The organism is Streptococcus sp. 27098_8_22, from assembly GCF_041432415.1.
GTDB classification, from domain to species: Bacteria; Bacillota; Bacilli; order Lactobacillales; family Streptococcaceae; genus Streptococcus; species Streptococcus pseudopneumoniae_M.
The window spans coordinates 113,783-138,395 of the sequence record NZ_JAPVZP010000003.1; the positions used below are offsets into that span (position 1 = coordinate 113,783).

Here is a 24,613-nt window from a genome sequence, read left to right on the forward strand (position 1 = left end):
TTACTGTCCTCCCTTCAATACTTTTAGTTGCACACCTGCCTGACGGATGGCCTCTTGAGCGCTTGCCAAGGCTTCTTTTTCCCCTGACAAGACAACCACAAGCTCACCAACAGGAGTACCATCCAAAATTTCGATGTTCCCATAGAGAATATTTGCTGTTACTTGGTAGTGCTTATACAATTCATTTAAAAGTGGCTCATCTGTAGAAGCTCCTGCATACTTGAGTTGTACCAAGAGACTGTTTTCAGATAGGTGTTCCACGATTTCTTGCTTCTCTATTTTGACCATGGCTTCGTCAATACCTGTAGCTGTTGAAATAAAGTCTTGAGTCAAAGGTTGTTTAGGGTCTGAGAAGATTTCAAGAACGCTACCTTCTTCAATCAAGCGACCGTCTTGCATAACGGCTACACGGTTAGCAATGTCTTTGACAATCTGCATCTCGTGTGTAATCAAGACAACGGTCAAACCTAGTTTTTGGTTCAAATCTTGCAGCAAGGCCAAAATCTGCTTGGTTGTCTTAGGGTCAAGGGCAGAAGTTGATTCATCTGAAATCAAGATTTTTGGATCATTGGCCAAAGCACGCGCAATAGCCACACGTTGTTTTTGACCTCCAGAAAGCTGTGAAGGGTAGTTTTCGGCACGGTCCGCAAGACCAACCAAGTCAAGCAGTTTAGCTACTTTAGCCTTCTTTTCTTCCTTGCTGAGACCAGAGTGCTTGAGGGCAAAGGCTACATTCTCCTCTGCCGTCTTCTGACTCATCAGGTTAAAATGCTGGAAAATCATCCCGATATCCTGACGTTTACGACGCAACTGCTCGGCCGTCAAGGTCACCTTGCCATCAAAAATCACATCGTCGTCAATGGTAATTTTGCCTGCAGATGGCTTTTGTAAGAGGTTAATAACACGAACTAGGGTTGATTTCCCTGCTCCAGAATATCCAACGATTCCGTAGATATCCCCTTCTTGAATGTGAATGGTCACATCCTTGACCGCTGTAATGGTTCTTTTCTTTTGGTGAAAAGTCACATCGATCTGATCTAACTTGATAATATCTCTACTCATAGCTTCTAATCAGCTCCTCTACTAATTCAATATGGGTGTAATAATCGGCGATCCGTACATTCTCGTCTCCACCATGGTCTCGGCTATTAGCATTTCCTAGACCAAAGGCAACCATAGGTACTTCTAAGGCATCAAAGACCGTATGCATAGGTCCTGTCCCAGCTGTAGTCGGCAAGACAGATACGCCCTGTGGATAGAATTTCTTGGCTAACTCAATAACATTGAGAATAGATGGTGCACTCATATCGCTTCGATAACTCATCTCACCCAAGGTATAGTATAATTCTACCTTATCAAAGCCGTTTTTGTCTAGTTGTTTCCGGATTTTATCCAAAACATCATGTGGGTCCAAGCCAGGAACCAAACGAACTTCTAGCTTGGCACTAGCCTCTGCTGGTAGAATCGTTTTAACTCCTTGCCCCTGATAACCTGACTGAATTCCTTCGATATTGAGTGCTGGTTCAAAGAAGAATCGTTTTAGAAAGGCTGTACGTTCCTCTTGTAAAAGTGGTAATTCTAAACCATAAATCTGGCTAATTTCCTCTGGATTGCGTTGAGCATAGGTTTCAACCAAGGCTAACTCACGTTCATTAGGCTCCTGCACATCATCATACAAACCCTCCACCAAGATACGACCATCGGCAGCGCGAAGGCTAGTCAAGGCTTGAATGAGATACCAAGGGGCTGACTCCACAATACCGCCATAGCTAGAGTGAATATCCACATCGGCACTCTTAACCTTGGCATCAAAGGTTACAATTCCCTTGTTTCCACCAGAGATTTCTAGCTGCTCCAAAGCATTTTTGGTTCCTTGTTCCCAGACCAACAAATCTGCACCACGAAGTTTGTCCGCATGTTTTTCTAGATATTTGTCCAAGTCCATAGATGCAGATTCCTCTGCGCCTTCCATGATGAAACTAATATTGACTGGTAAGTCATCATGATGCTGCATGTATTTTCTAAGAGCACTCAAGCGAGCAGTGATATGCCCCTTGTCATCATCAACCCCACGCCCGTACATGATGCCATCACGGACAGAAAGCGTAAATGGATCCTCTGTCCAGATCTGATCACTATCCGCAGGTACTGTATCATAGTGGTTGTAGAAAATGATAGTCTTGGCATCTGGGCGTGAACTTTTGAAGTGTGCCATGACAAAAGGCGCCGTATAGCTCTCGTCAATCTCAACTTCTGCGCCAACACGTTTAAAAATCTCGCCTAGATAACGAGCCACCTCTTTCAGACCGACCTGTTGGGCAAAGACTGATTTTTTAGAAATCAGGGTACGCAAAACTTCAAAGTAATGTTGCGCTACATGATCCTTTTCAAACTTTTCAATTTGTTCTTCTTGGCTAGGGAAAACCATTTTCTCTCTACCTTTCTACTAGGACTTGTACCTTTGGAATCAATACAAGTGGATGTTCTTTTTCTTTAGTCTCTATATAAAAGTAAGAGGTGGAAAAAATCTCTCCCACCTCCCTGTGTTTATTACCAAACTGGTTGATCCAAGCCGTCTGAAGTTTCTTCGATGACTTTTTTAACTTCATCAGTATGGTAAGCTGCGATAATTTTCTTGATTGCATCAGCTTTAGGTGATGATTCCCAATCTTTTTTCGCAACGATGATGTTGTACCATTGTTTTGAGTTTTCGTCAGCTTGCTCTTTAAAGAGTGCTTTCTTGTAGTCCAATTTTGCTTCTGTAACAAAAGTGTTGTTTACAACTGCTGCATCAACTGAAGTCAATGAACGAGCTGTTTGGCTAGCGTCCAACTCAGTGATTTTCAAGTTCTTTGGATTTTCTTTGATATTTGCGATAGTAGCAAGTTCAGTTCCTGAAACATCCAATTTAATCAAACCTGCTGATTGAAGAAGGTAAAGGGCACGGCTTTCGTTAGTAGCATCGTTTGGAATAGCAATTTCACCGTTGTTTGGGATTTCTTCCACTTTAGTATACTTGTTTTCTTCACCGTTTTTACCTGAGTAAAGGCGGATTGGTGAGATATAAGTATCTGCAATCGCTACAAGGTCTTTACCGTTTTCTTTGTTCCAGTTGTTCAAGAAGTTGTAGTGTTGGAAAGCGTTCAAGTCTACTTCGCCATCAGCAGTTGCTTTGTTTGGTTGTGAGTAGTCTGTAAACTCTGTGAATTCCAATTTAATTCCGTCTTTTTCAATCAATTCTTGGACTTTGTCCCAGCGTGCTTCTTCTGAACCGCTACGGTTAACAGTCGCAATTTTAACTGTAGTTGTATTGTCTGCTTTCTTGTCTGAATTTCCGCAAGCTGCAAGTGCAAGGCCTGCTACTGTAGCGATAGCTGCTACGCCTAACCATTTTTTGATTTTCATGATTCGTTCTCCTTTAAAAATAATACTGTAATAGTATCTCATACTTTATTTGATTTAGCAAATTGTTTTAAGATAGGTAGACTTATAGTTTAAAACTATATAGTCAAAGAGGACAGAATCATCCACCTACGAGAGAATGGATGATTTACAAACTTATTTAATATCAGCTTCTGCTGGGAGGTAAGAACCACCAAAGAATTGTTGAGATAATTTTTCAAGAGTTCCGTCTTTGTATAGTTCTTGGATGCGTTTGTCAACAAATGATTTCAATTCATCTTGACCTTTTGCAAGAAGTGGGTAAACGTATGGTTGTTGGTCGCTTGAAAGTTCGATGACTTTCAAGTTATCCAAACCTTGGTTTTTGATAACTGTCTCTACACCGATCTTGTCAAAAATCTTATAGTCAAATTGTCCATCGCTCAAACGAGACATGATTTGTTGGAAATCTGCCTTAGTATAATTAAGGATAGTTGGATTGTCCGCATGTTCTGTGTTGTATGCTTCCAATTGTTTAGCTGAGGTTGTTCCTTGAACGACTTCAGTAGATTTTCCACCGATATCATCAAGAGACTTGATGCTAGTGTCGTCCTTCTTCACAACAAGAACGTTAGGGTTTTTAGCAGTTGGCGCTGCGTAGAGGTATTTCTCTGCACGTTCTTTGGTATAACTAAGGTTGTTAACGGCCATTTGGTAACGATCGCTATCAAGTCCTGGGAAAATCCCTGACCACTCTGTCTTTTCAAACTTGACAGTATACTTGTCTGAGTCTTTAAAGATAGCACGAACAAGTTCAATCTCGTAACCTGTCAATTCACCATTTTCTTCATAGATAAATGGTTTTGGTGATCCATTAGTTGCCACAACGATTTCTTTCTTACCAGATGTTGCTTCACCAGATGCAGCATCTTTCTTCTCACCACCTGAGCAAGCTGCTAATGCACCTGCAGCAACAAGCCCTAGGGCAGCAAGTGATGAATACTTAACGATTTTTTTCATGATATTTCCTCCAAAATAGAATACAATCTTATCTTAACAGAAAAAAAGGAATTACGCTATTATATGATTTCTATATTTGTGATAAGTTTTCTTTATGGCTGATTAAAAGACCAAACGTAAGACTGCTATCAAGACCACTCCAAAGATAACCGTCCCCACCAGATTGCGGTAGCGAAAGGCGACAAGGGCTGTCGGAAAGACTGCTAAAAAGTCTAACCACTTTATCTGCGGGAAACTTCCAACTTTTCCTGTCACCACACTTGAAAGAATCAAGGCAAAGATAATAGAAACTGGTAGAAATTTCAAAAAGCGCTCGACAATAGGTGGCAAACCCTTATACTTAGCAAGGATGAAAGGAATCATTCTTGGAATCCAAGTCACCAAACCAGAAAAGACGATTGCCATTAAAATATACTTACTGACCATCCAAGACCACCCCCATGGTACAACCTAGCAAGGTCGCAAACAAGACAGCTAATGACTGAGACACCACTGTCAAGAGTATAAAGAAAGAAAGGGCAACAACTCCTAAAATGATGAAGAGATTGCGCAAAGGAATCCGTTTTTGCATAATCTGAAACTGGGAAGAAAAAATCCCGATAAACATACCCACTAGGGCAAAATCTAAGCCAAAAATTTCTGGATTTGGTAGAAGTCCACCTAGAGCAGTTCCGACTACAGTTCCAACAAACCAAGCTACATAGCTGTTAAGGTTGTTCCCGTGCATCCACATGGGGTTAACCTTATCCGTATGCACCAACTCGCCCATCAAAACGCCATAGGTCTCATCAGTCAAGAGGCTAGACATACCGATGTTTTGCCAAAGACTGGTATGACGGAAATAAGTCGACGCATGCAAACTTAGCAAGAAGAGACGCAGATTAATCAAAAAGACCGTCATGGCAATGGCTGCCACAGGTGCTTGAACTGCTATCAAGGCTATCATGGCAAACTGAGCACTCCCAGCATAAACAAAGAGACTCATCAAACCCATTTCTACTGGTGTCACATAGGGTGAACCGATAATGCCACAAGCAAGGCCAATACTGACATAGCCCAAAGCCGTCGGTACCGCAGCCTGCACACCCTCCCAAAATCCTTTTTCTTTCATAGACTTCCTCACTAATCATTCCTTCAGCAACTGCTTTTCAAACAGTTACAGCAAACATTATTATAACATATTCGTAAAATAGAACAAAGTCTGCTGATTGACAAGAACAGAAAAAGACTGGGAGGCCAGTCTTACGATGCAACTTATAAACTATTTTAGATTTAGTACCCAAACACCAATAAACTAACAATAAGCAAGAAGGTATTCCATGAAGCATGTAAAGCTATGGCCCAATAAATAGAGCGTGTATAGCGAAACATCATGCAAAATATCAAGCCCATTACAAAGTAGAGTATGAAATCCGTCGTTATCCAACCATGCTGTAAAACATGCATAGCGCCAAATATGGCAGCAGAAACAAGAACATCAATATAGTAGTTTTTGAATTTAGACAAGCTTGTCATCAAAAAACCACGACACACGATTTCTTCTGCTACAGGTGCGATAAGGATACCGTAAAGTACACGCGTAATAAAATAGCTAATTCCTGTCAAACTGGTGCCTATTTCCACTACTGTACTTCCATTTTGCGTACGAGGAAAGATACGAGTTGCTAGATTTGCCCACACAAATAATAAGAAAAAAGAAAGAAAGAAAACACCTAGGTAAGACCAACGAAACTGGAAACGACCATACTCTTTCCAATGTTCACTTTTGACAAAAATAATTGTAGATAAAGTTCCCAGGATAAGTACGAATAAAACCTGAAACACATAGTAGATCTCATCAGACAAAGCTACAGTAAAATCTAAGTCTGGTATGACATTAAAAATGAGGTAATAAGTCAAAAGCAACAAGCCAGTTGCCAGGTGAAATTTCATTTCTTTCATTTTCTTCATTTAATCAACTCCTATAGTATCCTATCTTCTACTACGCTTAAACAACTCACCTGTTGGATCTACAACCCAAGCAAAAGCACCACGACGAGGATTCTTCCCTTGATTTATGATTCTCAAAATCCTCTAAAACAACAAGGGGAGAATTTGACCAATGGCATTATCAACTATATGCAGTCCAATAGGCCAATAAATAGACTTTGTCACTCTAAAAAAGACTGCCATTATTAGACCACCACCCATATATACGAAAAAGTCTGTCAAGACCCAACCATGACTACTGATATGCAAGATTCCAAATAAAGCAGCCGAACCAAGCACATCCAGTCCCCATTTCTTCCCTTTTTCCAGAGCTGTCATCACCAATCCACGATAGATCATCTCTTCAAAAATGGGACCTGCAATCACAGGATAGAAAAAATACATCAAAAATGCAGTTGGACCTATAAAAGTAGGAAGATCCAGTTGATAAGAAATTGCATTTTGGGTAGGCGGGAAAATAAAAAATGTAACGAAATTCCAAACAAAAAAAGCTAGAAGAGCTAAAAAGGAATAGAAAATATAGGACACTTTAAATTTTCTGCTATTGATTTGTTGCCATTTCCCTGACCAAATCATGGCAATAAGAGCAAGCAAAACTACAAGAAAATTTAACATCATATCCAAAAAGTAATAGCTAAAATCAGATAGAGAAACAGCAAAGTCGCTGTGTAAAACTAGACCACTGAAGTACTGGTAAGCAATGACAAGTAGAATGGCCACAAACAAGTAGTAGTGTGAGATTATCTTTTTCATTCTTTTTGCTCCTATTACTATAAAATAAAGAAAGCCCCTACCCAGACAAAGACAAGGGCTTTGAATATCAATCACGACGACGATTAACAGTGGAAGAATCATGGTTAAAATTCTTCTTCCAGAAATCAGTAATTGACCAAGATGTCCCGAAACCTCCCCAATTTCCACCACCTGGGATAATGGCATTGTACACAAGATCTCCTCCGCTAACCTCTTGTAATTCAGCCTCTGTCAATTCCATTGTTTCTGCAAATTGTAAATTCAACATCATTTACTCTCCTTCAATTATTTTATTTGTAAACCACTTCTGCGACCTAGGATTTGCTTCAAATACTTTACAAGAATAGTATAGCACGGAAATCAGTCTATTTTTAAAAATCGCATATTTGATATTTTTTCTTATGAAAATTTCACATTTGCGATTTTTGTCGATTTGATTATTTCACTGATATAATATAGTTACCATTATGTAGGAGGACATGAAATGAAGAAACAAGTTTTAACATTATTGACAATCGTCGCTGATATTATTATCATTTCCCCATTTCTAACTAATCTATAAGTGCTTTATACTGTTGGAAACGTAATTCAAAAAGTGCTGATAATTGTGGGTTTTCTAATATTTGCAGAGATTGGATAAAGTGTTCAATCTCTTTTTGATTGCTTCCCTTGGTCTGAAGGAAAACACTCATTTTCTTTAAAAACTGCCACAGTAATTTCTCAAAAACATCATACGGGCGAAGCATACTCTCCAACTCGGCTTCAAAGATTGGGATGTAAGAGAAAAGTTTGCGCTCCATGAGCTCTGAGATGATATTGAGATAACCACCTTTCAAATACAATCGATTGTGCACTAACTCTTTAAATTCCTTGGTTTTTTCAAGCAAAGAGGTCGATAAAAAGATCAGATCTTGATTACTCAAGAAGGGCATAGTATTGCAAAAAATATAGAGTTCAAACCAGGTCCAAGATTCGATAGCATAGAGATAGGTAGTTAAAAACTCACTATCCTCCTCTGCTAGTGGGTAGCTTTTATCTAGTGAATGGATAGCATTTTTAATCACAATAGAGTTCAAACGACGATAGATCTGCGCCATCTGTTCTTGCTCAACTTCTTTCAACAATTGCTCTAAACCAGCTATATCCTGATGGGCAAAGCAATCCACAACCCTTCTACCAAATCGCATATGTGGAGATTCTTGGTAGTTGTTGAGCTTGTGCCCAAACTCATCAAAGGTCACATTGATCCCTTGGATAGCTAGAATCAACTTATCCGCAGATAGCATAGACTGCCCTAACTCAAACTTGGATAGCTGAGAGGCTGTTAGTCCAGCACAAGCCACATCTGACTGCTTGAGCTTTCTTGCCAGGCGTAATTCCTTGTAAAATTCTCCTAATTCCTGTTTTTCAATCATAGACAAACTCCCTTTTAAATATTCCCTTTACTATTCTATTCGTAAAAACTTTTACTTTTTTAACATATTATAAAATATTTTAGCAAAAAAGCCAGCTTGAAGCTGACTTTTTATTCCATAGTATCAAAAGCGAGACTTGGTTTGGCGTTTAGCTCCAAGCCTGCAAAGTTTTCTTTGTTCCACTCGCTGACGCTGGCATAGGCAATCATACCCGCATTGTCTCCACAGAGGCGCAGAGGTGGAATGATGACCTTAACATCAGTGATTTCAGCTGCCAAGCGTTCTCTTAATCCTCTATTAGCTGCCACACCACCAGCCACGACTAGAGTTTTAACAGGGTATTTTTCTAAGGCTTTCTTGGTTTTAGCCATGAGAATATCCATGACTGCAGCTTGGAAAGAAGCAGATAGGTCTTCCTTGGACAAGCTTTCTCCCTTTTGCTCGGCATTGTGGTGAAGATTGATAAAGGCAGACTTCAAACCTGAGAATGAAAACTCCAGATTGTCTTCCTTGATCATAGCACGTGGGAAATCATAAACATCCTGACCTTGATGAGCCAACTCATCAATCTCCCGACCTGCTGGATAGGTCAAGCCCATGACACGACCGACCTTGTCATAGGCCTCACCAACCGCATCATCACGGGTTTCACCAACAATCTTATAATCACCAGCCTCAGAAACATAGACCAACTCTGTGTGTCCACCACTGACTAATAGAGCTAGTAAGGGGAATTCCAAAGGCTCCACACTTTGAGCTGCCATGAGGTGGCCAGCCATGTGGTTAACGGGAATCAGCGGAAGTCCATGTGCCCAAGCAAAGGCCTTGGCAGCTGACAAACCAACAAGCAAGGCTCCGACCAAGCCTGGTCCATAAGTAACCGCAACAGCTGTTACATCTTCTTCTGTAATCCCTGCTTCTGCCAGCGCCTCCTCGATACAGGCTGTAATGACCTCAACATGGTGACGACTAGCTACTTCTGGCACTACGCCACCAAAACGTTTATGACTCTCAATTTGACTAGCAATGACATTGGACAAGAGCTCATCATCGTTTTTCAGTACGGCGACACTGGTCTCATCACAGGATGTCTCAAATGCTAAAATATATCTATCCTTCATCTATTTCTCTCTTCATGATAATGGCGTCCTCGACTGGATCATGGTAATAGGCCTTTCGCTCAGCGATGACTGCCATCTTTTCTTTCTTATAAAATGCCTGTGCTCGTTGATTTGACTTTCTGACTTCGAGGAAAATCTCCTTATCTGTCGGTAATTGAGCAAATAAGGCTGACGCAATTCCCTGACCCTGATAGTCTCCTTTAACAGCGATTTGCAGAACCTCTGCTTCAAAGATATTTTCCTGAACAGCTAAAAATCCAATCACTTCTATCCCATCGTAGCCTAAAGCATACCAGGTTTGGTCTTGAGACAGGTCTGCTTGGATTTGTTCCAAAGTCCAAGGACTGACTGGATAAACATCTGCCATAACAGCATAGATGGATTGAGCTAAGTCAGATTGCTGTTGGATTCGTTTGATTTCTATCATAGGCGTTTAATGTAAGACTCGCCAGACTCGGTGTGATTCTTGAGCCAGTTTTCCTCAGCTTCGACACGCTTGAGATAGTTTGGCACAAAGTCGTGCAAGGAGTCTGCTTCCTTGTCCCAAGCCCACAGAGCCAGATTAGCTGCATTTGGCAAGGTTTCCTGATAGTTAGCCTGTGGTAGTTGTTCTTGAATCTGCTCCACAAAGGCTCCCACTTCACCAACAAAAGTGACTTGTTCAGCATCTTTGACTTGCTCCAAAACTTCTGCAAAGGACAGATGCGCCTCTGGAAAGACAGGCTGAGCATTTTCATAAAATCCTGCATAAACATTGTTGCGACGCGCATCCATCAAAGGTACAACAAGACCTACTTGCTGGCTTGGTACCAGAGCCAAAAGGCTCGACATACCCACCAACTCAATGTTTAGAGTATGAGCCAAGGTCTTGGCAGTCGCTACTGCAATTCGCAAACCTGTGTAGCTACCTGGCCCCTCTGCTACAACGATTCGATCCAAATCTTTGGGCGTCAAATCTAGACTCGCCATCAAAAAATCGATGGCAGGCATAAGGGTAATACTGTGATTTTTTTTGATATTGATTGTCGTCTCGGCAAGAAGCTGCTTGTCCTCTAAAATAGAGAGAGAAAGAGCCTTGCTAGACGTATCAAATGCTAATACTTTCATAACACATTCCTATCTTTTTGTCTGTTTACTATTATACTACAAAAGCCCTCACATGGGAATTTTCTTTATTTTGAAACAAAATCATGGTGAAAAGAAATCTTCAAATAAATCGCAATTTTTCCCTTTCATTTCCGAATATAAAAGTGATCAAGAAAAAAGGAGGAAAGTTCATGATAAATTTTGACGTTCTTGACAATCAATTTGTATCGCTATCTGAAAATGAATTATCAGATATTGATGGTGGTCTCGCTCCCTTGGTTGTCTTTGATGTAGCAGTTTCTTGGAAAGCTATTGCTGGCGGAACAGCACTTGTAGGCTCTGGCTTGGCAGCTGGTTATTTTTTAGGAGATTAGTATGATTAAAGATTTAGACAAATATCATGAAATTTCTAATAAAGAATTGCAAGAAATCAAGGGTGGTTTTGGTGTAGGGGTTGGTATAGCTTTATTTATGGCAGCTTACACCACTGGAAAAGATCTCCGTAAAAAGTTTGGATAAGTCATGCTAGATAAAAGACACATTTTTAGAAGGATGAATTTTATTTTCTTCATCTCTTACAGTTTGATCAGTATTCTCAACGATTTAAACATTACGACTATACCGTTGCCAATTGATTTATCTGTTTGTATTGTTTTATTTTTATGCTTCAACCCTATTTTTGAACAAAACAATCACTACTGTAAAAATAAGGATAGGGCCTGAAAATATAACCTCTGTTTGAGGGAAAATTGGACACAGAATTTGAGAAAAAGTTGAAAAATCCACCCTATCTTAATAGTTGGGGTGGATTTTTTTGTAACTAGATTCGCTATCTTTTTATACCAGATATTCGTTCAATCAGCAGATATAAATAAACAACTGAAGTTAAGCATTCAATCCAAAGTAAAATACAAGCCAGACCACATAGGTTACAAGAAGGAGAAAAATGGAATACAGTGTTACAAAGAGAATTTTCCAGTGTACAGCTGTTTTTCTATGTTCCAGCCGAACAAACAGTAGATTGCCACCATAAACACAGGCAACAAAAACAGCAAATACCAAGAGACGAATCGCAATAGCTAGTTGAAACATAGAGAGCCTCCTTTCTCCAATTCTAAAGGCAAATATTTCAAAATCATCATCTAACAAAAAGGAGCCCAAGCAGTTGTAGCAATATGTAGAATTTCCATCCAAATAGGTGAAATACAAAATCAAGCATAGTTAGTCCTCCTTAATCAAGAAAAACCTCTTTTCTAACTTTATTATAGCACTTGCATCTGAAGTCTTCAAATACTTATACAAGGTATAATGAAACCCATTTCAAGCTCCTTACTTTCATGTTTCCTGCTTTTACTAATTCCCCTTTTTATGTTATAATTGAGATAATTGTAACGAATCAAGGTCAATAAAGACAAAAAATGAACTGGAATCAAACCAGCTTCAAACTGAGCATTTTTGAATATAGCTGACCTGAAAGCAGAAAGGAAACATATGATTTACAAAGTTTTTTATCAAGAAACAAAAGACCGTAGCCCACGTCGTGAAACAACACGCTCACTATACTTAGACATCGATGCTAGTTCAGAACTTGAAGGACGTATCGCTGCTCGCCAACTTGTCGAAGAAAATCGTCCAGAGTACAACATCGAGTATATCGAACTCTTGTCTGACAAATTGCTAGACTACGAAAAAGAAACTGGCGCATTCGAAATTACGGAGTTCTAATATGGCCTACACTCTTAAACCAGAAGAAGTTGGCGTTTTTGCTATTGGTGGTCTAGGAGAAATCGGTAAAAATACATACGGAATCGAATATCAAGACGAAATTATCATCGTTGATGCAGGGATTAAATTCCCTGAGGATGACCTGCTTGGTATCGACTACGTTATCCCTGATTACTCTTATATTGTAGAAAATATCGACCGCGTCAAGGCTCTCTTGATTACACACGGACACGAGGACCATATCGGAGGGATTCCTTTCTTGCTCAAGCAAGCAAACATCCCTATCTATGCTGGTCCACTGGCCCTTGCCTTAATCCGTGGAAAACTCGAAGAGCATGGACTTTTGCGCAATGCTACACTTCACGAAATCAACCACAACACGGAGTTGACCTTTAAAAATCTTAAAGCAACTTTCTTTAGAACAACCCACTCGATTCCAGAGCCATTGGGAATTGTCATCCACACACCTCAAGGGAAAATCGTCTGTACGGGAGACTTCAAGTTTGACTTTACACCAGTTGGTGAACCTGCAGACTTGCACCGAATGGCAGCTCTAGGTGAAGATGGAGTACTTTGTTTGCTCTCTGACTCGACCAATGCTGAAGTGCCAACCTTTACAAACTCTGAAAAGGTTGTCGGCCAGTCGATCATGAAGATTATCCAAGGTATCGAGGGACGCATCATATTTGCATCCTTTGCCTCAAATATCTTCCGTCTCCAACAAGCAACGGAAGCTGCTGTTAAGACCGGGCGTAAGATCGCAGTCTTTGGGCGCTCTATGGAAAAGGCCATTGTTAATGGGATTGAACTTGGTTACATCAAGGCTCCTAAGGGAACCTTCATCGAGCCAAATGAAATCAAAGATTACCCTGCAGGTGAGATTCTTATCCTCTGTACGGGAAGTCAGGGTGAGCCTATGGCAGCTCTCTCTCGTATCGCTAACGGAACCCACCGTCAAGTGCAACTCCAACCTGGCGATACCGTTATCTTCTCATCTAGTCCAATTCCAGGAAACACCACTAGTGTTAACAAGCTGATTAACATCATTTCTGAAGCTGGTGTTGAAGTAATCCATGGTAAGATTAACAATATCCATACATCTGGACACGGTGGTCAACAAGAGCAAAAACTTATGCTCCGCCTCATCAAGCCAAAATACTTCATGCCTGTTCACGGTGAATACCGCATGCAGAAAGTCCACGCTGGACTAGCTGTAGACACTGGAGTAGAGAAGGACAATATCTTTATCATGAGTAATGGTGATGTGCTTGCCCTCACTGCAAACTCTGCCCGTATCGCTGGTCATTTTAATGCTCAAGATATCTACGTCGATGGAAATCGTATCGGTGAAATAGGTGCAGCTGTGCTTAAAGATCGTCGCGATCTATCTGAAGATGGCGTTGTACTGGCTGTCGCAACCGTTGACTTCAAGTCTCAGATGATCCTATCTGGACCAGATATTCTCAGCCGTGGGTTTGTCTACATGAGAGAGTCTGGTGACTTGATTCGCCAAAGCCAACGCATCCTTTTCAACGCTATTCGTATCGCATTGAAAAACAAAGATGCCAGCGTCCAGTCTGTCAATGGCGCTATCGTAAATTCCATTCGACCATTCCTTTACGAAAATACTGAACGTGAACCAATCATCATTCCGATGATTCTCACACCAGATGAAGAATAAGAAAAAATTCTCTGAAATCCTATGACTTCAGAGAATTTTTTTATTATTTTTATTTTACGATAAGTTGTAGCAATTATTTTCTTTAATCAACTATTCTATAAGACTTATAACTCTTACCTCTGCTTGGTCTCAATAGCTTTTTTCACTAAAATCTGTTGATAAGCTTCCATATCTCCACATTTCAATTCTTCTTCATGAATGGATAGTCGCCATTTATAAGCCTGAATTTCCTTATCCAACAACTCCTGAGGTGCCCCAATCAGATTCAAAATAGTCAGACGCTCTTCAATACTCTTTAAAGGATAAACATCTGCAAGATTAACTGTTCTCGTCACACTTGTGGAGCGTTTTCTATGAATATAAATGGCTTTATTCATATAGGCTATCTTATTCGCTTGAAGATAAACCTTATAGGTCGTATAATCGTCTTCTACCTTCTGATCCGTTGGATAAACAATATCCTTGAAAAGCTCTGCTTTATAGAGTTTTGCCCACGGAACTGTAAAACATTGACTAATATTATACTTTCCATCATATTGATGATGGAACCAATCGAAAGAGCTGTACACTTGTTCAAAATAGTTATCTCCACCTACATGGATTAAAAAAACTTCCCTGATCTTCAATAAATTGAGTAAAATTACCAATTGCAATATCTGCATCCGTTTTTTTCAATAAATCATAAAGGCTTTGAATATGGTCTAACTCTAGACAATCATCATTATCCACAAAGACAATGTAATCACCTGTCACAGCTTCCAAAGCTCGATTGCGACTGGAAGTAACCCCTTCATTCGGCTTATGATATACTTTAACACGCATATCTTGATTTTTATATCGTTGACAAATAGCTGCTGAACCATCCGTTGATCCATCATTGATCAAAATAACTTCAAGATTTTGATAAGTTTGTTGAAGAAGGCTATCTAAACATTTTTCAAGATAGGCCTCTGACATATAAACAGGGACGATAACACTTATTTTTTACATTTTATTTCTTTCTTTATTCAATTTTTAGACCAGTTTCTTCAAATATCGCTGAATCGATACAATCATATCCTCTTAGCTACAAACTCTTGATTATATTTCCCCATACTAAGTTAATGATTCAAATACAAATTATCAGCAAGCGAAATACTAAGCTAAACGCTATATAGTTATTGATATCTTTATCTAGGAGGATCTACTCTAAAGCTTTTACGATACTTCCTTTATTTATCCGTCATTTCAAAAAGTAACTTCATCTCTTCCTTTGTCGCTAAGCACGGATTCATCTTCTGTTTATCATAAGCGGATTGATATTTTTCCGGATTCCCAAGTTGAGATAATTCATCAATCATCTCTGCTACACCATCCTTTGGAAACAGATGGTCAGTGGCATAAAACTCTGGATGGTGACTCATTTCCTTAAAAGAATAAAGGATCATGCCATTTTCAAGAGCTGCACGGCTACCATCAAGTATTTCCTGCGCATGAGAAATATCCAGATAAATACTACACGTTTGTAAAAGTTTCTCATATATCTCTCTAGATAGTCCTGGATAGAGATGAACATTTGCAAGGCAATCCAGAACTAGCAAGCGCCTTCCCATTGCTGTTAAAGCAGCAATATGAAATTCAAAATTCGGTAGGGCAGATACAAGGACTTCAATTTGTTCTAGTTCTTGCGTATTTGTCAAAATTAAAATATGCGGACGAAACTCCCTAAAGGCACCAAGAAACGTTGGCAGATAAATCAGGGGAAGATTCATATTATCTGTCTTAAATTTCAAATCTTGGGTCAGTAGTTTCCCACAACGCTCTTTTAGATATGAAATATCTTCTACAGACAACTCTTCTCTTATATAAAACATTATCTGATTAGATGAGAGGTTGGGCATATCCCTAAGCAAGCTTATATCTGATAATACTAAACAATCACCTGTGGACAATTGTTTATCTAAAATCAGTTTTATTGCTTCACCAATTGAAGAAAGCCCCTGTTCCCGACCATTTGCTTCTCGAAAAAGTGCACGATTATGAGATGAAAAAAGATAGAGTTGCTCTTGATTTTCCTGACCATAAATGTCTATCTCTTTTTTCCCACCACTCCAGATTTCTCTATGAAAACAAGTTCCCGATAAATCATAATGATCTTTTGCACAACAAACACCTTTGTTATCATACCATTCGACTAACTCCACCATTTGTGGCCACTGAGGATAGCAGTAAATCTTCCCTTTTTTATTTCCTTCGGCTACGATATCACCTGTAGAAAGAACCTCCCAAAATCTAGGTAAGGGTAGTTGAGTCATGTGTAAGGGACTTGAATTTTCATGATTAGAAAAAAAACTAGTAAAAATATTGTTAATCGTTAATGGTTTCAGATCCATCCCCATGAGTTCTAAATCTTTTTTTAGGCGATCGTCATCTGAAGACCATTCCCTCGCCAGATAATAATACATCATTTCTTTTTTTATTCCCATTCTCTAGTCAAAAATTCATGCCATTGTTCTATTATACGGTCTGATAAATACTCTTCAGCCAAGCGGTAAGATCCTTCCCTGAACTGTTCGATTTGTTTGAAGGCTTTCTCTAAAGCTTTTGTTAAATCAACCACAATTTCCTCATCCGAACGAGCATCAAAAGGAACTAAATAACCATTTTTACCCTCTCGAATAAAGGTCTGATTTCCATATGGTACATCTAAACCAACAAGAGCTTGTCCAGAACCAATTGCTTCTAACAAAGTTATACCAAGAGTTTCCCATTCCGAGGTAGCTAGGTAAAGTTCATACTCTTTGAAACGGTTTGAAATTGTCTGATGCCCCTTAAGATGGATGTAATCTTGTGCTCCTAGATTGGCAATCTCTGCTTCAATATCCGGCCATAGCATCCCTTGACCATAGATATCTAAGTTGACGTCTGGACAAATTTCATGAAAAGCAACGATTGCTTTAATTGCTAAGTCTAATCGTTTTCGACGTACAAATCGAGCGGCGAGCATCACAAAATATGGTTTTCGTTCATCTGCTAATTGCAACTGGTCTAGAGCAGCTACTGGAAGAACGCGAACTTGACCAGTTTTTCCCAGTAACTCTAAATGTTTTTCTAATTCATCCTTCTGTGCTTGCGTTGATACTAAAATACCATCAAATTCTTCAGCATATTGAAAGAGCTGATAATATTCAGAATTCATATGATCTCCCCAATAATGAATGGAGTGCACAACACAGGATAATCTTGCTTCACCCTTTAAACGTAAAAGAGGAGACATGAAGGGGAGATTCTCTAGACGATCAAGAAATATATGATCCTCTTTACTAAACTGCAACTCTGATATGGCTCGCTCTAAAAATTCAGATTCACTATAGAACCACTCCGCACCACACCGATAAACTGCTTCAGTATTGTCACCTGGTTCTTTTTTTATCTCTTCAAAAGCTACTGAACCATCTCTATTATGAAACAGTCGGCGAACAACTCTAGCTTCTAGACCAAATCCAGTATCCACTGCTGTAAAAAATTCTGTGAATAGCTTTTTCTTACCATAATGTTCTCTACGAAGTAAACGACCAAATACATAATAATCTACATAATCCACATAATCCGGTTTTAGACTATTTTTATGTAGAATGATAGTCACACCATCTTGTTCTTGAAAACTCAACTCGTGATTATTTTCCTTATATTCAGCAGTCAAATGTAAGAGCTGTTTCATATCATCTATACGGATCCCTAAGCTCATATCACGCTGATCTGTCAACAACATATGTGCTAACAGGATTTCTTCCTCAAGATGACCCAAAGATAGGTAGTAGTCCCATTTATATCGAGGAGGGACTTGTGTAAATACAAAACTGGCAGGGAGGCCCAAGTCGCGAAAAGCCTTCCCACGATATGCTTGAGCAACATCTACACCATTGGGTTCTAAACCCACCATAAGATTGAAAGTGTAAAGCATTCTTTAACTCCAAACTAAACTCTAATCACAAGCATCAAAGCCTGGACTCCTTAAAAGAAATGAACAAACAAATGATTAGATTTTCTACTTGTCTTTTAGTATTTTCTCTCATTCATCTAACGAATTGAGGTAAGCTTTAATCGCCACTACCATCGTTTCAGGAGTTTGCGAAGAAAAAATCTGGCTTTCTCCTGTTGGGTCCTTACTGGTATTATCAAAAGCAAAGATCGCTTTCCCCAACTTATGAATTTCCTGAGTGATATTCATAAGTTCATTAAAATGATTGATATCTAAATAAAAATCGATTTTGCTAAGAATATTTTCAAAATTATATCTGTTAAAACTAGGGTAGATGATCACATTAAGATATCGTTGTAAATCAACAACTTCGATGCAAAAGTTGTATGAGCCAAAATATGAAAATGAACATCAGGTAGTGCTTTTATCAAAAGCTCCAAGTATTACATTTCGTAATCAAGAGAGTTTTTTACCAAAAATCTTTATCAAAATCTAGTATTTTTAGTCAAAAGCCTAGATTTATTCCATTTTAATTATACCTTATTTTTAGCAAAAGAGCTATCATATAAATATATCTATTAGATATTATTTCAGCATTTAACTATCAAAATAAGTCAATCATCTTTATTTAGTTAGAATATTTGATATATAGAATTATCTTCTAAACTTTAGATTATTTCCTTATTTTTCAAGAATCAAAAAACAACCTAAACTATAACAGCTAGCAAATAACTAACGGTTAAAGTCTAGGTTTACTCAAAGAATAATCATTATTTCACGACAAGCTCGTAACGTGTTTTGCTGGTGAAAGTTTCACATGCTTTGAGGATGACTTGGTCTTTAAGGTCACTATGAATAGCATCTGGTAAAGCTTGCGCTTCTAAAGCAATTCCATTGTGCTGAATCATTGGCTGACCAGCGATGATGACACTCTCGTCCACAAAGTTTGCTGTGTAAACCACAAAGCAAGGAGCCTCTGTCTTGAAGAGCAAGAAGCGACCTGAACCTTGGTCATAGAGGAATCCAGCATTGTCATGTCCTGCAGGAAGAGCAAATGGATGGTCCAAACCAGATACGAGTTGGATTTGCTCATCTTCTTCTGCAAAGATATCCTTCAACAAAGCACCATTGTAGATATGTTTGACCACATCACGATTAGCATCTGGGGTTTTAGCTGGAACACCATCAGGAGCAATTGGATAAATCCCCTCTGTATTCAATTGGAAGACATGGCGGTCAACTGTCTGCGTGAAATCACCAGATAAGTTAAAGTAGCTATGATTGGTTGGATTGACCAAGGTATCCTGGTCTGTCGTTACCTTGTAACTAACTTCGTAGGCACCACTTTCTTCCAAGTTGTAGCTAATCCAGATCTTAAGATTTCCAGGGAAACCTCCTGTCCCGTCTGCTCTTTCTGTGTAAAGACTCAAACCACTATCATTCACTTGGACTAGCTCAAACAAGCTAGAATCCCAACCAGTTGAGCCACTGTGGTTACAGTTGCTAGCATTGTTGACTTCAAGATCATAGGTCTTACCATTAAGTTCGAAAGTCGCTCCTGCAATACGACCTGCAACTGGACCTACACTTGCTCCATGTTTAGGGCTATTTCCCACATAGCTTTCGAAATCATCAAAACCTAGGATAACATTGGCAAAATTGCCAGTCTTATCTGGAGTTACATAGCGTAAAATTGTTGCTCCATAGGTCATGATTTCCAGTTGGTATCCTGCCTCCGTTTCAAAACGGTAAGCGAGGACATCCTTGCCGTCAACTTTCCCAAATACACGTTCTGTGTATGCTTTCATCCTTCTCTCCTTTTTCTAATTCAATTAAGCAAACAAACCATAGAAAGCGCATTCGCTCTCTATGGTTTTATTGTATGATTTACAGACACCTTTGTCAAAAACCATAGATATTTTATTAACAAAAGTTGTTTTTTCTATTTCTGATCTATGCTTCTACACGTTCAGTCCATGAAGTAGCTGTTGTTTGAAGAACCTTGTTAAGTTCATCGATGTTTTCAAATCCAGTTGTACGAAGCCATTCGCGAGCTGCTACTTCTCCATCTTTGATGTAAGCTTCAACGGAGCCAGCCCATGTTGCACGTCCACAAAGAACACCATTGAAGTTTGCGCCTGATTCATGGGCAAAGACAAGTGTTTCTTGGAAGAGCTTAGCGGATACACCTGCACTCAAGTAGATGTAAGGAAGGTTAGTAGCTTCGTCTTGCGCTTTGAAGAATGCTGCTGCTGCTTCACGTGTATGAACGATTTCGCCATCACCAAAGCCTTCAACGTATTTCACGTTAACTGGAACTTCTACTTTCAAGACATCGATGTTGAAGCGTGGGTCTGAGAAGACTTTCATAGCTCCGATAACCTTGTGTGGTTTTACTTTAGCGTATTCAGCAGAACCTGCGTCAGCAATCTTTTCATCGTAAGCCAAGATTTCAAGGAAGAATGGAATATCTTCAGCCACACACTCAGAACCGATACGTTCGATGTAGGCTTGTTTTTGTTGGTTGAGTTCGTCAGAGCTGTCTACATCATAGTAAAGCAAGAACTTAACAGCATCTGCACCTTGTTCTTTGATACGTTTTGCAGACCAAACATCCAAGCAGTCTGGCAAACGTTTTGTACTTGTTGTGTCGTATCCTGTTTTTTCATAAGCAAGGAGAAGACCTGCTTTTTCATCAAGAGCTTTAGTCGCTGGAAGTCCATACTCAGGGTCAAGAAGCATAGATGAAGCGTATTTTGTCAATTCATCTGCTACCAATACTTTGAGTTCTTCCATTTGAGCTACTGTTGGCTCTTCTGTTTGGTATTGAGCCATAAGGCGTTTCAAAGCACCACGTTGGTCAAAAGCAAGAGCTGAGATGATACCATTCTCATCAGAGAGTTTTTGCATGCAAGCAAGTTTATTTGGGCTTAATGTTAATTTACTCATAAATAACTCCTTATTTTTCAAACTCGTGAATAATAACACCTTGAACGACGCGGTTAACTGTACCTGTAGGTGATGGTGTATCTGGTCTGTTACCAACTTTAAGTGAAGTCAAGAGAGCAAATAACTGACCATAAACGATGTAAGGGAAGACACGGTAAACATCATTCAGAACCCCACCGCATCCAAGTGCTACTTCCTTCACATTTTCAAGTCCGAAGGCTTGATCGCTCAAGAGAACAACACGTCGAGCAATTTGGTCGCCTGCAACTTCACGAACCAAGTCCAAGTCATACTTACGAGTATAGTCTGTTGTCGTACCAAATACCAAAACGACTGTATCTTCGTTGATAAGAGATTTTGGACCGTGACGGAAGCCAACTGGACTTTCATACATAGTCGCGACTTGACCAGCAGTCAATTCCAAAATTTTAAGCTGAGCTTCGTGAGCAAGTCCGAAGAATGGGCCCGCACCTAGATAAATCACTCGGTTAAAGTCTAGGTCAACCAACTCTTTGACATCTGCTACATTATCAAGGACTTTACGAGCTAAACTAGATAGCACGTCAAAACGTTCAGCTTTAACAGCAAATTCTGTTGGATCAAATACCAAAAGTGCTGTCAACATCATTGAAGTGAAGCTTGAAGTCATAGCAAAGCCAGCATCGTTAGAAGCAGCTGGTTGTAGCAACAATAGGTTGCGGTCATCACCATGCGCTTGGAGAGCCAATTTCCCTTCAGCAGCACAAGTGATTGTCACTTGATAAAGCTCATCAACCAAAGCCTTGGCCAGGTCAACTGTTGCCACACTCTCAGGTGAGTTCCCGCTACGCGCGAATGATACCAAAACAGTTGTCACATCTTTTTTCAAATAAGTTTGTGGGTTTGCTACAATATCAGTTGTCGCGATAGCATTAAAATTCCATTTACGTTCATCATAAACTTCTTTAAAGTAAGGAACGAGAGTATCACCTACATAAGCAGAAGTTCCAGCACCAGTCAGGATAACTTTGATGTAGTCATGTTTGTCAGCAATTCCTTGTAAGAAGGCTGCAATTTCATCACGTCGTGCTTGATAAGCTTCAAAAGCTTCTTTCCAAACGTCTGGTTGTTGGTAAATTTCGCGAGTTGTGATTTCTGCCCCCAACTCAAGCAAATCTTCTTTTGTATAATCTAGCATTGAAAACCTCTAATCTAATATTGTTTCATGATTGAAAACATGGGAATGGGAGCAGCTCCCATTCCCATGTATATTTTCTATAAGATGATTTAACGTTTTAACGCAATCACATCTTATACTCAATGAAAATCAAAGAGCAAACTAGGAAGCTAGCCGAAGGCTGTACTCAAGTACGGCAAGGCGAAGCTGACGTGGTTTGAATTTGATTTTTGAAGAGTATTATTCATCTTCATCGTCGTCGAAGCTTGCCAATAAATCATTAACTTTCACAATGTTTTCTGAAGCACGTCTCTTATAGTCCACATCCATGCCAGTTAGGCTTGCATTGATAAACTCAATGACCATTGGAAGGTTCATTCCTGCATAAAGTTCAATGTCGCGACCTTCCATAATCAAACGGCTCACCACGTTACATGGAGTTCCGCCAAGAAGATCCGCAAAGACTAGGAAATCATCCAATCCTTCAACAGCAGCTTCAAATTTTGCAGTAAATTCTTCTGGCCCATCTTCTGGAAGAAGAGCTACCGCATGGATGTTATCTTGTGGTCCCATAATCATCTCTGTGCTACCTTTAAGTTCTTCACAGAAACGACCGTGACTCACTAAAATCAATGATTTAGTCATAAACTATGCGCCCATTCCAAGTGCAAATTTACCAAGAGCAGAAAGAGCCAAGGCAAGCACGATAATGATACCGATAGCTTTTGTAGAGTTCATACCTTTCTTACCAAGCAACCAGAAGATGAATGCAGTGAAGATCGCTGGAAGCAAACGTGGGAAGATTGAGTTCAAGATGTCTTGGAAGTCAATCATCTTTTCACCGATTGGCAATTTGTATGAAATTTCAAAGTTGATCATTGTTGCTACAAGAGCCCCCATCATGAACACACCAAGTACAGATGCAGCTTCAATCAAAGCTGTCAAAGTGCTTTGCATGTTGTTGATAAGGTTAACCCCTTCTTTGTAGGCAAATTCCAACTGTTTCCAACGGAAGATGTCATAAGCTACTGCAACTGCGATCCAAAGGAAGATACCCCAAGGTTGGCCAGCGATAGCCATTGTTGCAGCGATAGATCCCATGATAGCAGGAACAAGTGAACCAAAGATTGTATCTCCAAGAGGAGCGAATGGTCCCATCAAACCTGTCTTGATACCGTTAACCGCATCTTTAGAGACAACGCCATCTTTTTCTTCCATGGCAAGGTCAAAACCAGCGATGATTGTGTGGAAGAATGGTGAAGTGTTGAAGAATTGAGTATGAACTTTCATCATTTCTTTCAACTCAGGAGTTCCATCTCCATACATTTTACGCAATTGTGGCAAGATCATGTAAAGGTAACCTGATGCTTGCATACGTTCGTAGTTCCATCCCAATTGGAAAGTGAACAAGCTACGTTTGTTAATTTGATTAAAATCTTCTTTTGTTAATTTGTAATTAGAATTCGTCATCTTCAATTTCCCCACTTTCTGACTGAGTAGAAGGTGCTGCTACAGCAACTTTCTGGCTGTTCTTGAAGTGAACAACTGCAAGGAAGATACCCACGATAGAGACACCGATCATAGACAATCCTTTGAAGTTGTTGGCAAAGCCAATTTTTTCAGCAACGTCAGCAGGAAGAGTGCCAATGATACCAGCAACTACTCCACCAAGACCTGTTACGTATGAGTAAAGTGCAGTCAACATAGCTGTCAAACCGAATCCCATAGCAAGGTAGTGAAGGTTACGTTTAACTGGAAGGTAACGAAGCAAGATAGCGAATCCAAGACCTGGAAGCATACGACCTGCAAGAGTCAAACCGTCTGCAACCCATTGGTATTCTTTAACAAGGTTTACAACACCTTGTACGAATTCTCCACCGAAAGCAAGGGCGAAGAATACTGGAAGGGCACGAGAAAGAGCCCAAGGAACTGCACCAAGAAGATAGTTACGTTCGATTCCTTTGTAGTCAAAGCGTTCGATCGCAGCATCAATACGGTGAGCGAAGAATGTTGTAGTCATACGACCAAGTACGTCGAAGTAAGTCAAAAGTGCTGCTACTGGTACAGCGATTGTAGTGATCGCAAGGTCAGTTTCAATACCTTGTGAAACTGAGAAAGCAGTCGCAAGAACCGCACCAGAAGTTGCGTCGATACGAGAAGCACCACCGAAGGTACCTACCCCAAGTACGAACAACTGCAAGCTACCACCGATAAACAAACCAGTTGTCAAATCTCCCATGACTAAACCAGTAATGAAACCAGCGAATACAGGGGAACCTGCAGAAGAAACGATCGTCAACTCATCACAGATTTGATAAGCTGAGTACAAAGTGAGAAGTAAAATTTGCCACCATTGTATCATAACAATGACCTCCT

27 protein-coding genes and 1 pseudogene are annotated in these 24,613 nt (G+C 39.8%); 4 read left to right on the forward strand and 24 right to left on the reverse strand.

Annotated features, from left to right (window positions below; translation table 11 throughout):
* From O3633_RS05695 to tsaB, 13 genes are all read right to left on the reverse strand, one after another.
* Positions 1-1,062: a methionine ABC transporter ATP-binding protein gene (locus O3633_RS05695; RefSeq protein ID WP_371620697.1), complete on the reverse strand. Its 1,062-nt coding sequence runs from the start codon at positions 1,060-1,062 to the stop codon at positions 1-3.
* Positions 1,055-2,428 carry a M20 family metallopeptidase gene (locus O3633_RS05700; protein ID WP_371620698.1) on the reverse strand — a complete coding sequence of 458 codons (1,374 nt, stop codon included), beginning with the start codon at positions 2,426-2,428 and terminating at the stop codon, positions 1,055-1,057. Before O3633_RS05700 ends, O3633_RS05695 begins: the two co-directional genes overlap by 8 nt.
* 122 nt (positions 2,429-2,550) lie before the next feature.
* Positions 2,551-3,405: a MetQ/NlpA family ABC transporter substrate-binding protein gene (locus O3633_RS05705; RefSeq protein ID WP_371620699.1), complete on the reverse strand. Its 855-nt coding sequence runs from the start codon at positions 3,403-3,405 to the stop codon at positions 2,551-2,553.
* Positions 3,406-3,558: 153 nt separating this feature from the next.
* A complete protein-coding gene (locus O3633_RS05710; RefSeq protein ID WP_371620700.1) occupies positions 3,559-4,401 on the reverse strand; it encodes an amino acid ABC transporter substrate-binding protein in 843 nt (280 codons plus the stop codon).
* A gap of 102 nt (positions 4,402-4,503) precedes the next feature.
* The gene (locus tag O3633_RS05715; protein ID WP_371620701.1) at positions 4,504-4,827 is read right to left on the reverse strand and encodes a branched-chain amino acid transport AzlD family protein; all 324 of its coding nucleotides are present in this window, start codon (positions 4,825-4,827) and stop codon (positions 4,504-4,506) included.
* Positions 4,817-5,512: an AzlC family ABC transporter permease gene (locus O3633_RS05720; RefSeq protein ID WP_371620702.1), complete on the reverse strand. Its 696-nt coding sequence runs from the start codon at positions 5,510-5,512 to the stop codon at positions 4,817-4,819. The genes O3633_RS05715 and O3633_RS05720 overlap by 11 nt, the downstream gene beginning before the upstream one ends.
* A gap of 161 nt (positions 5,513-5,673) precedes the next feature.
* Positions 5,674-6,351, reverse strand: coding sequence for a CPBP family intramembrane glutamic endopeptidase (locus tag O3633_RS05725; protein WP_371620703.1), 678 nt, complete (start codon positions 6,349-6,351; stop codon positions 5,674-5,676).
* 123 nt (positions 6,352-6,474) lie between these two features.
* Positions 6,475-7,143: a CPBP family intramembrane glutamic endopeptidase gene (locus O3633_RS05730; RefSeq protein WP_371620704.1), complete on the reverse strand. Its 669-nt coding sequence runs from the start codon at positions 7,141-7,143 to the stop codon at positions 6,475-6,477.
* A gap of 67 nt (positions 7,144-7,210) precedes the next feature.
* Positions 7,211-7,411 carry a peptide pheromone VP1 gene (locus tag O3633_RS05735; protein ID WP_371620726.1) on the reverse strand — a complete coding sequence of 67 codons (201 nt, stop codon included), beginning with the start codon at positions 7,409-7,411 and terminating at the stop codon, positions 7,211-7,213.
* 283 nt (positions 7,412-7,694) lie between these two features.
* On the reverse strand, positions 7,695-8,558 hold the full coding sequence (locus tag O3633_RS05740) for an XRE/MutR family transcriptional regulator (RefSeq protein WP_371620705.1): 864 nt from the start codon (positions 8,556-8,558) through the stop codon (positions 7,695-7,697).
* A gap of 110 nt (positions 8,559-8,668) precedes the next feature.
* On the reverse strand, positions 8,669-9,679 hold the full coding sequence (tsaD, locus tag O3633_RS05745) for a tRNA (adenosine(37)-N6)-threonylcarbamoyltransferase complex transferase subunit TsaD (RefSeq protein ID WP_371620706.1): 1,011 nt from the start codon (positions 9,677-9,679) through the stop codon (positions 8,669-8,671).
* Positions 9,669-10,106: a ribosomal protein S18-alanine N-acetyltransferase gene (rimI, locus tag O3633_RS05750; RefSeq protein WP_371620707.1), complete on the reverse strand. Its 438-nt coding sequence runs from the start codon at positions 10,104-10,106 to the stop codon at positions 9,669-9,671. The genes tsaD and rimI overlap by 11 nt, the downstream gene beginning before the upstream one ends.
* Entirely contained in the window at positions 10,103-10,786 is a 684-nt protein-coding gene (tsaB, locus tag O3633_RS05755; protein WP_371620708.1) for a tRNA (adenosine(37)-N6)-threonylcarbamoyltransferase complex dimerization subunit type 1 TsaB, read from the reverse strand. The genes rimI and tsaB overlap by 4 nt, the downstream gene beginning before the upstream one ends.
* A gap of 170 nt (positions 10,787-10,956) precedes the next feature.
* Here tsaB and O3633_RS05760 point away from each other — a divergent pair, with 170 nt between their 5' ends.
* Together O3633_RS05760 and O3633_RS05765 are read left to right on the forward strand one after the other, a co-directional pair.
* Positions 10,957-11,139: a class IIb bacteriocin, lactobin A/cerein 7B family gene (locus O3633_RS05760; RefSeq protein WP_371620709.1), complete on the forward strand. Its 183-nt coding sequence runs from the start codon at positions 10,957-10,959 to the stop codon at positions 11,137-11,139.
* A gap of 1 nt (position 11,140) precedes the next feature.
* On the forward strand, positions 11,141-11,284 hold the full coding sequence (locus O3633_RS05765; protein ID WP_371620710.1) for a bacteriocin: 144 nt from the start codon (positions 11,141-11,143) through the stop codon (positions 11,282-11,284).
* A 366-nt stretch (positions 11,285-11,650) separates the two neighbouring features.
* Here the strand turns inward: O3633_RS05765 and O3633_RS05770 are convergent, their stop codons facing one another.
* Entirely contained in the window at positions 11,651-11,857 is a 207-nt protein-coding gene (locus tag O3633_RS05770) for a hypothetical protein (protein WP_049531150.1), read from the reverse strand.
* A gap of 399 nt (positions 11,858-12,256) precedes the next feature.
* On the opposite strand from O3633_RS05770, the gene O3633_RS05775 reads away from it, so the two are divergent.
* Both O3633_RS05775 and rnjA read left to right on the forward strand, forming a co-directional pair.
* Entirely contained in the window at positions 12,257-12,490 is a 234-nt protein-coding gene (locus tag O3633_RS05775) for a DNA-dependent RNA polymerase subunit epsilon (protein ID WP_000639568.1), read from the forward strand.
* 1 nt (position 12,491) lies between these two features.
* A complete protein-coding gene (rnjA, locus tag O3633_RS05780) occupies positions 12,492-14,171 on the forward strand; it encodes a ribonuclease J1 (RefSeq protein ID WP_371620711.1) in 1,680 nt (559 codons plus the stop codon).
* A gap of 113 nt (positions 14,172-14,284) precedes the next feature.
* On the opposite strand, the pseudogene O3633_RS05785 reads toward rnjA, so the two are convergent.
* From O3633_RS05785 to O3633_RS05830, 10 genes and pseudogenes are all read right to left on the reverse strand, one after another.
* Positions 14,285-15,128: pseudogene (locus tag O3633_RS05785) on the reverse strand (glycosyltransferase family 2 protein).
* Between the two features lie 254 nt (positions 15,129-15,382).
* Positions 15,383-16,618 (reverse strand): glycosyltransferase family protein, encoded by a 1,236-nt coding sequence (locus O3633_RS05790; RefSeq protein ID WP_049531245.1) that lies wholly within the window; start codon positions 16,616-16,618, stop codon positions 15,383-15,385.
* Between the two features lie 8 nt (positions 16,619-16,626).
* The gene (locus tag O3633_RS05795; RefSeq protein WP_049531148.1) at positions 16,627-18,114 is read right to left on the reverse strand and encodes a glycosyltransferase; all 1,488 of its coding nucleotides are present in this window, start codon (positions 18,112-18,114) and stop codon (positions 16,627-16,629) included.
* Between the two features lie 108 nt (positions 18,115-18,222).
* Positions 18,223-18,474 carry a glycosyltransferase family protein gene (locus O3633_RS10325; RefSeq protein WP_049531147.1) on the reverse strand — a complete coding sequence of 84 codons (252 nt, stop codon included), beginning with the start codon at positions 18,472-18,474 and terminating at the stop codon, positions 18,223-18,225.
* A 428-nt stretch (positions 18,475-18,902) separates the two neighbouring features.
* The gene (locus O3633_RS05805; protein ID WP_371620713.1) at positions 18,903-19,940 is read right to left on the reverse strand and encodes an aldose epimerase family protein; all 1,038 of its coding nucleotides are present in this window, start codon (positions 19,938-19,940) and stop codon (positions 18,903-18,905) included.
* 145 nt (positions 19,941-20,085) lie between these two features.
* Positions 20,086-21,081, reverse strand: coding sequence for a tagatose-bisphosphate aldolase (lacD, locus tag O3633_RS05810; protein WP_371620714.1), 996 nt, complete (start codon positions 21,079-21,081; stop codon positions 20,086-20,088).
* Between the two features lie 10 nt (positions 21,082-21,091).
* Positions 21,092-22,258: an SIS domain-containing protein gene (locus O3633_RS05815; protein ID WP_049531143.1), complete on the reverse strand. Its 1,167-nt coding sequence runs from the start codon at positions 22,256-22,258 to the stop codon at positions 21,092-21,094.
* A gap of 219 nt (positions 22,259-22,477) precedes the next feature.
* On the reverse strand, positions 22,478-22,882 hold the full coding sequence (locus tag O3633_RS05820; protein WP_080982654.1) for a PTS sugar transporter subunit IIA: 405 nt from the start codon (positions 22,880-22,882) through the stop codon (positions 22,478-22,480).
* Positions 22,883-22,885: 3 nt separating this feature from the next.
* On the reverse strand, positions 22,886-23,707 hold the full coding sequence (locus O3633_RS05825) for a PTS system mannose/fructose/sorbose family transporter subunit IID (RefSeq protein WP_178894416.1): 822 nt from the start codon (positions 23,705-23,707) through the stop codon (positions 22,886-22,888).
* Positions 23,694-24,599 carry a PTS mannose/fructose/sorbose/N-acetylgalactosamine transporter subunit IIC gene (locus O3633_RS05830; protein ID WP_371620715.1) on the reverse strand — a complete coding sequence of 302 codons (906 nt, stop codon included), beginning with the start codon at positions 24,597-24,599 and terminating at the stop codon, positions 23,694-23,696. The genes O3633_RS05825 and O3633_RS05830 overlap by 14 nt, the downstream gene beginning before the upstream one ends.
* Positions 24,600-24,613: the final 14 nt, after the last annotated feature.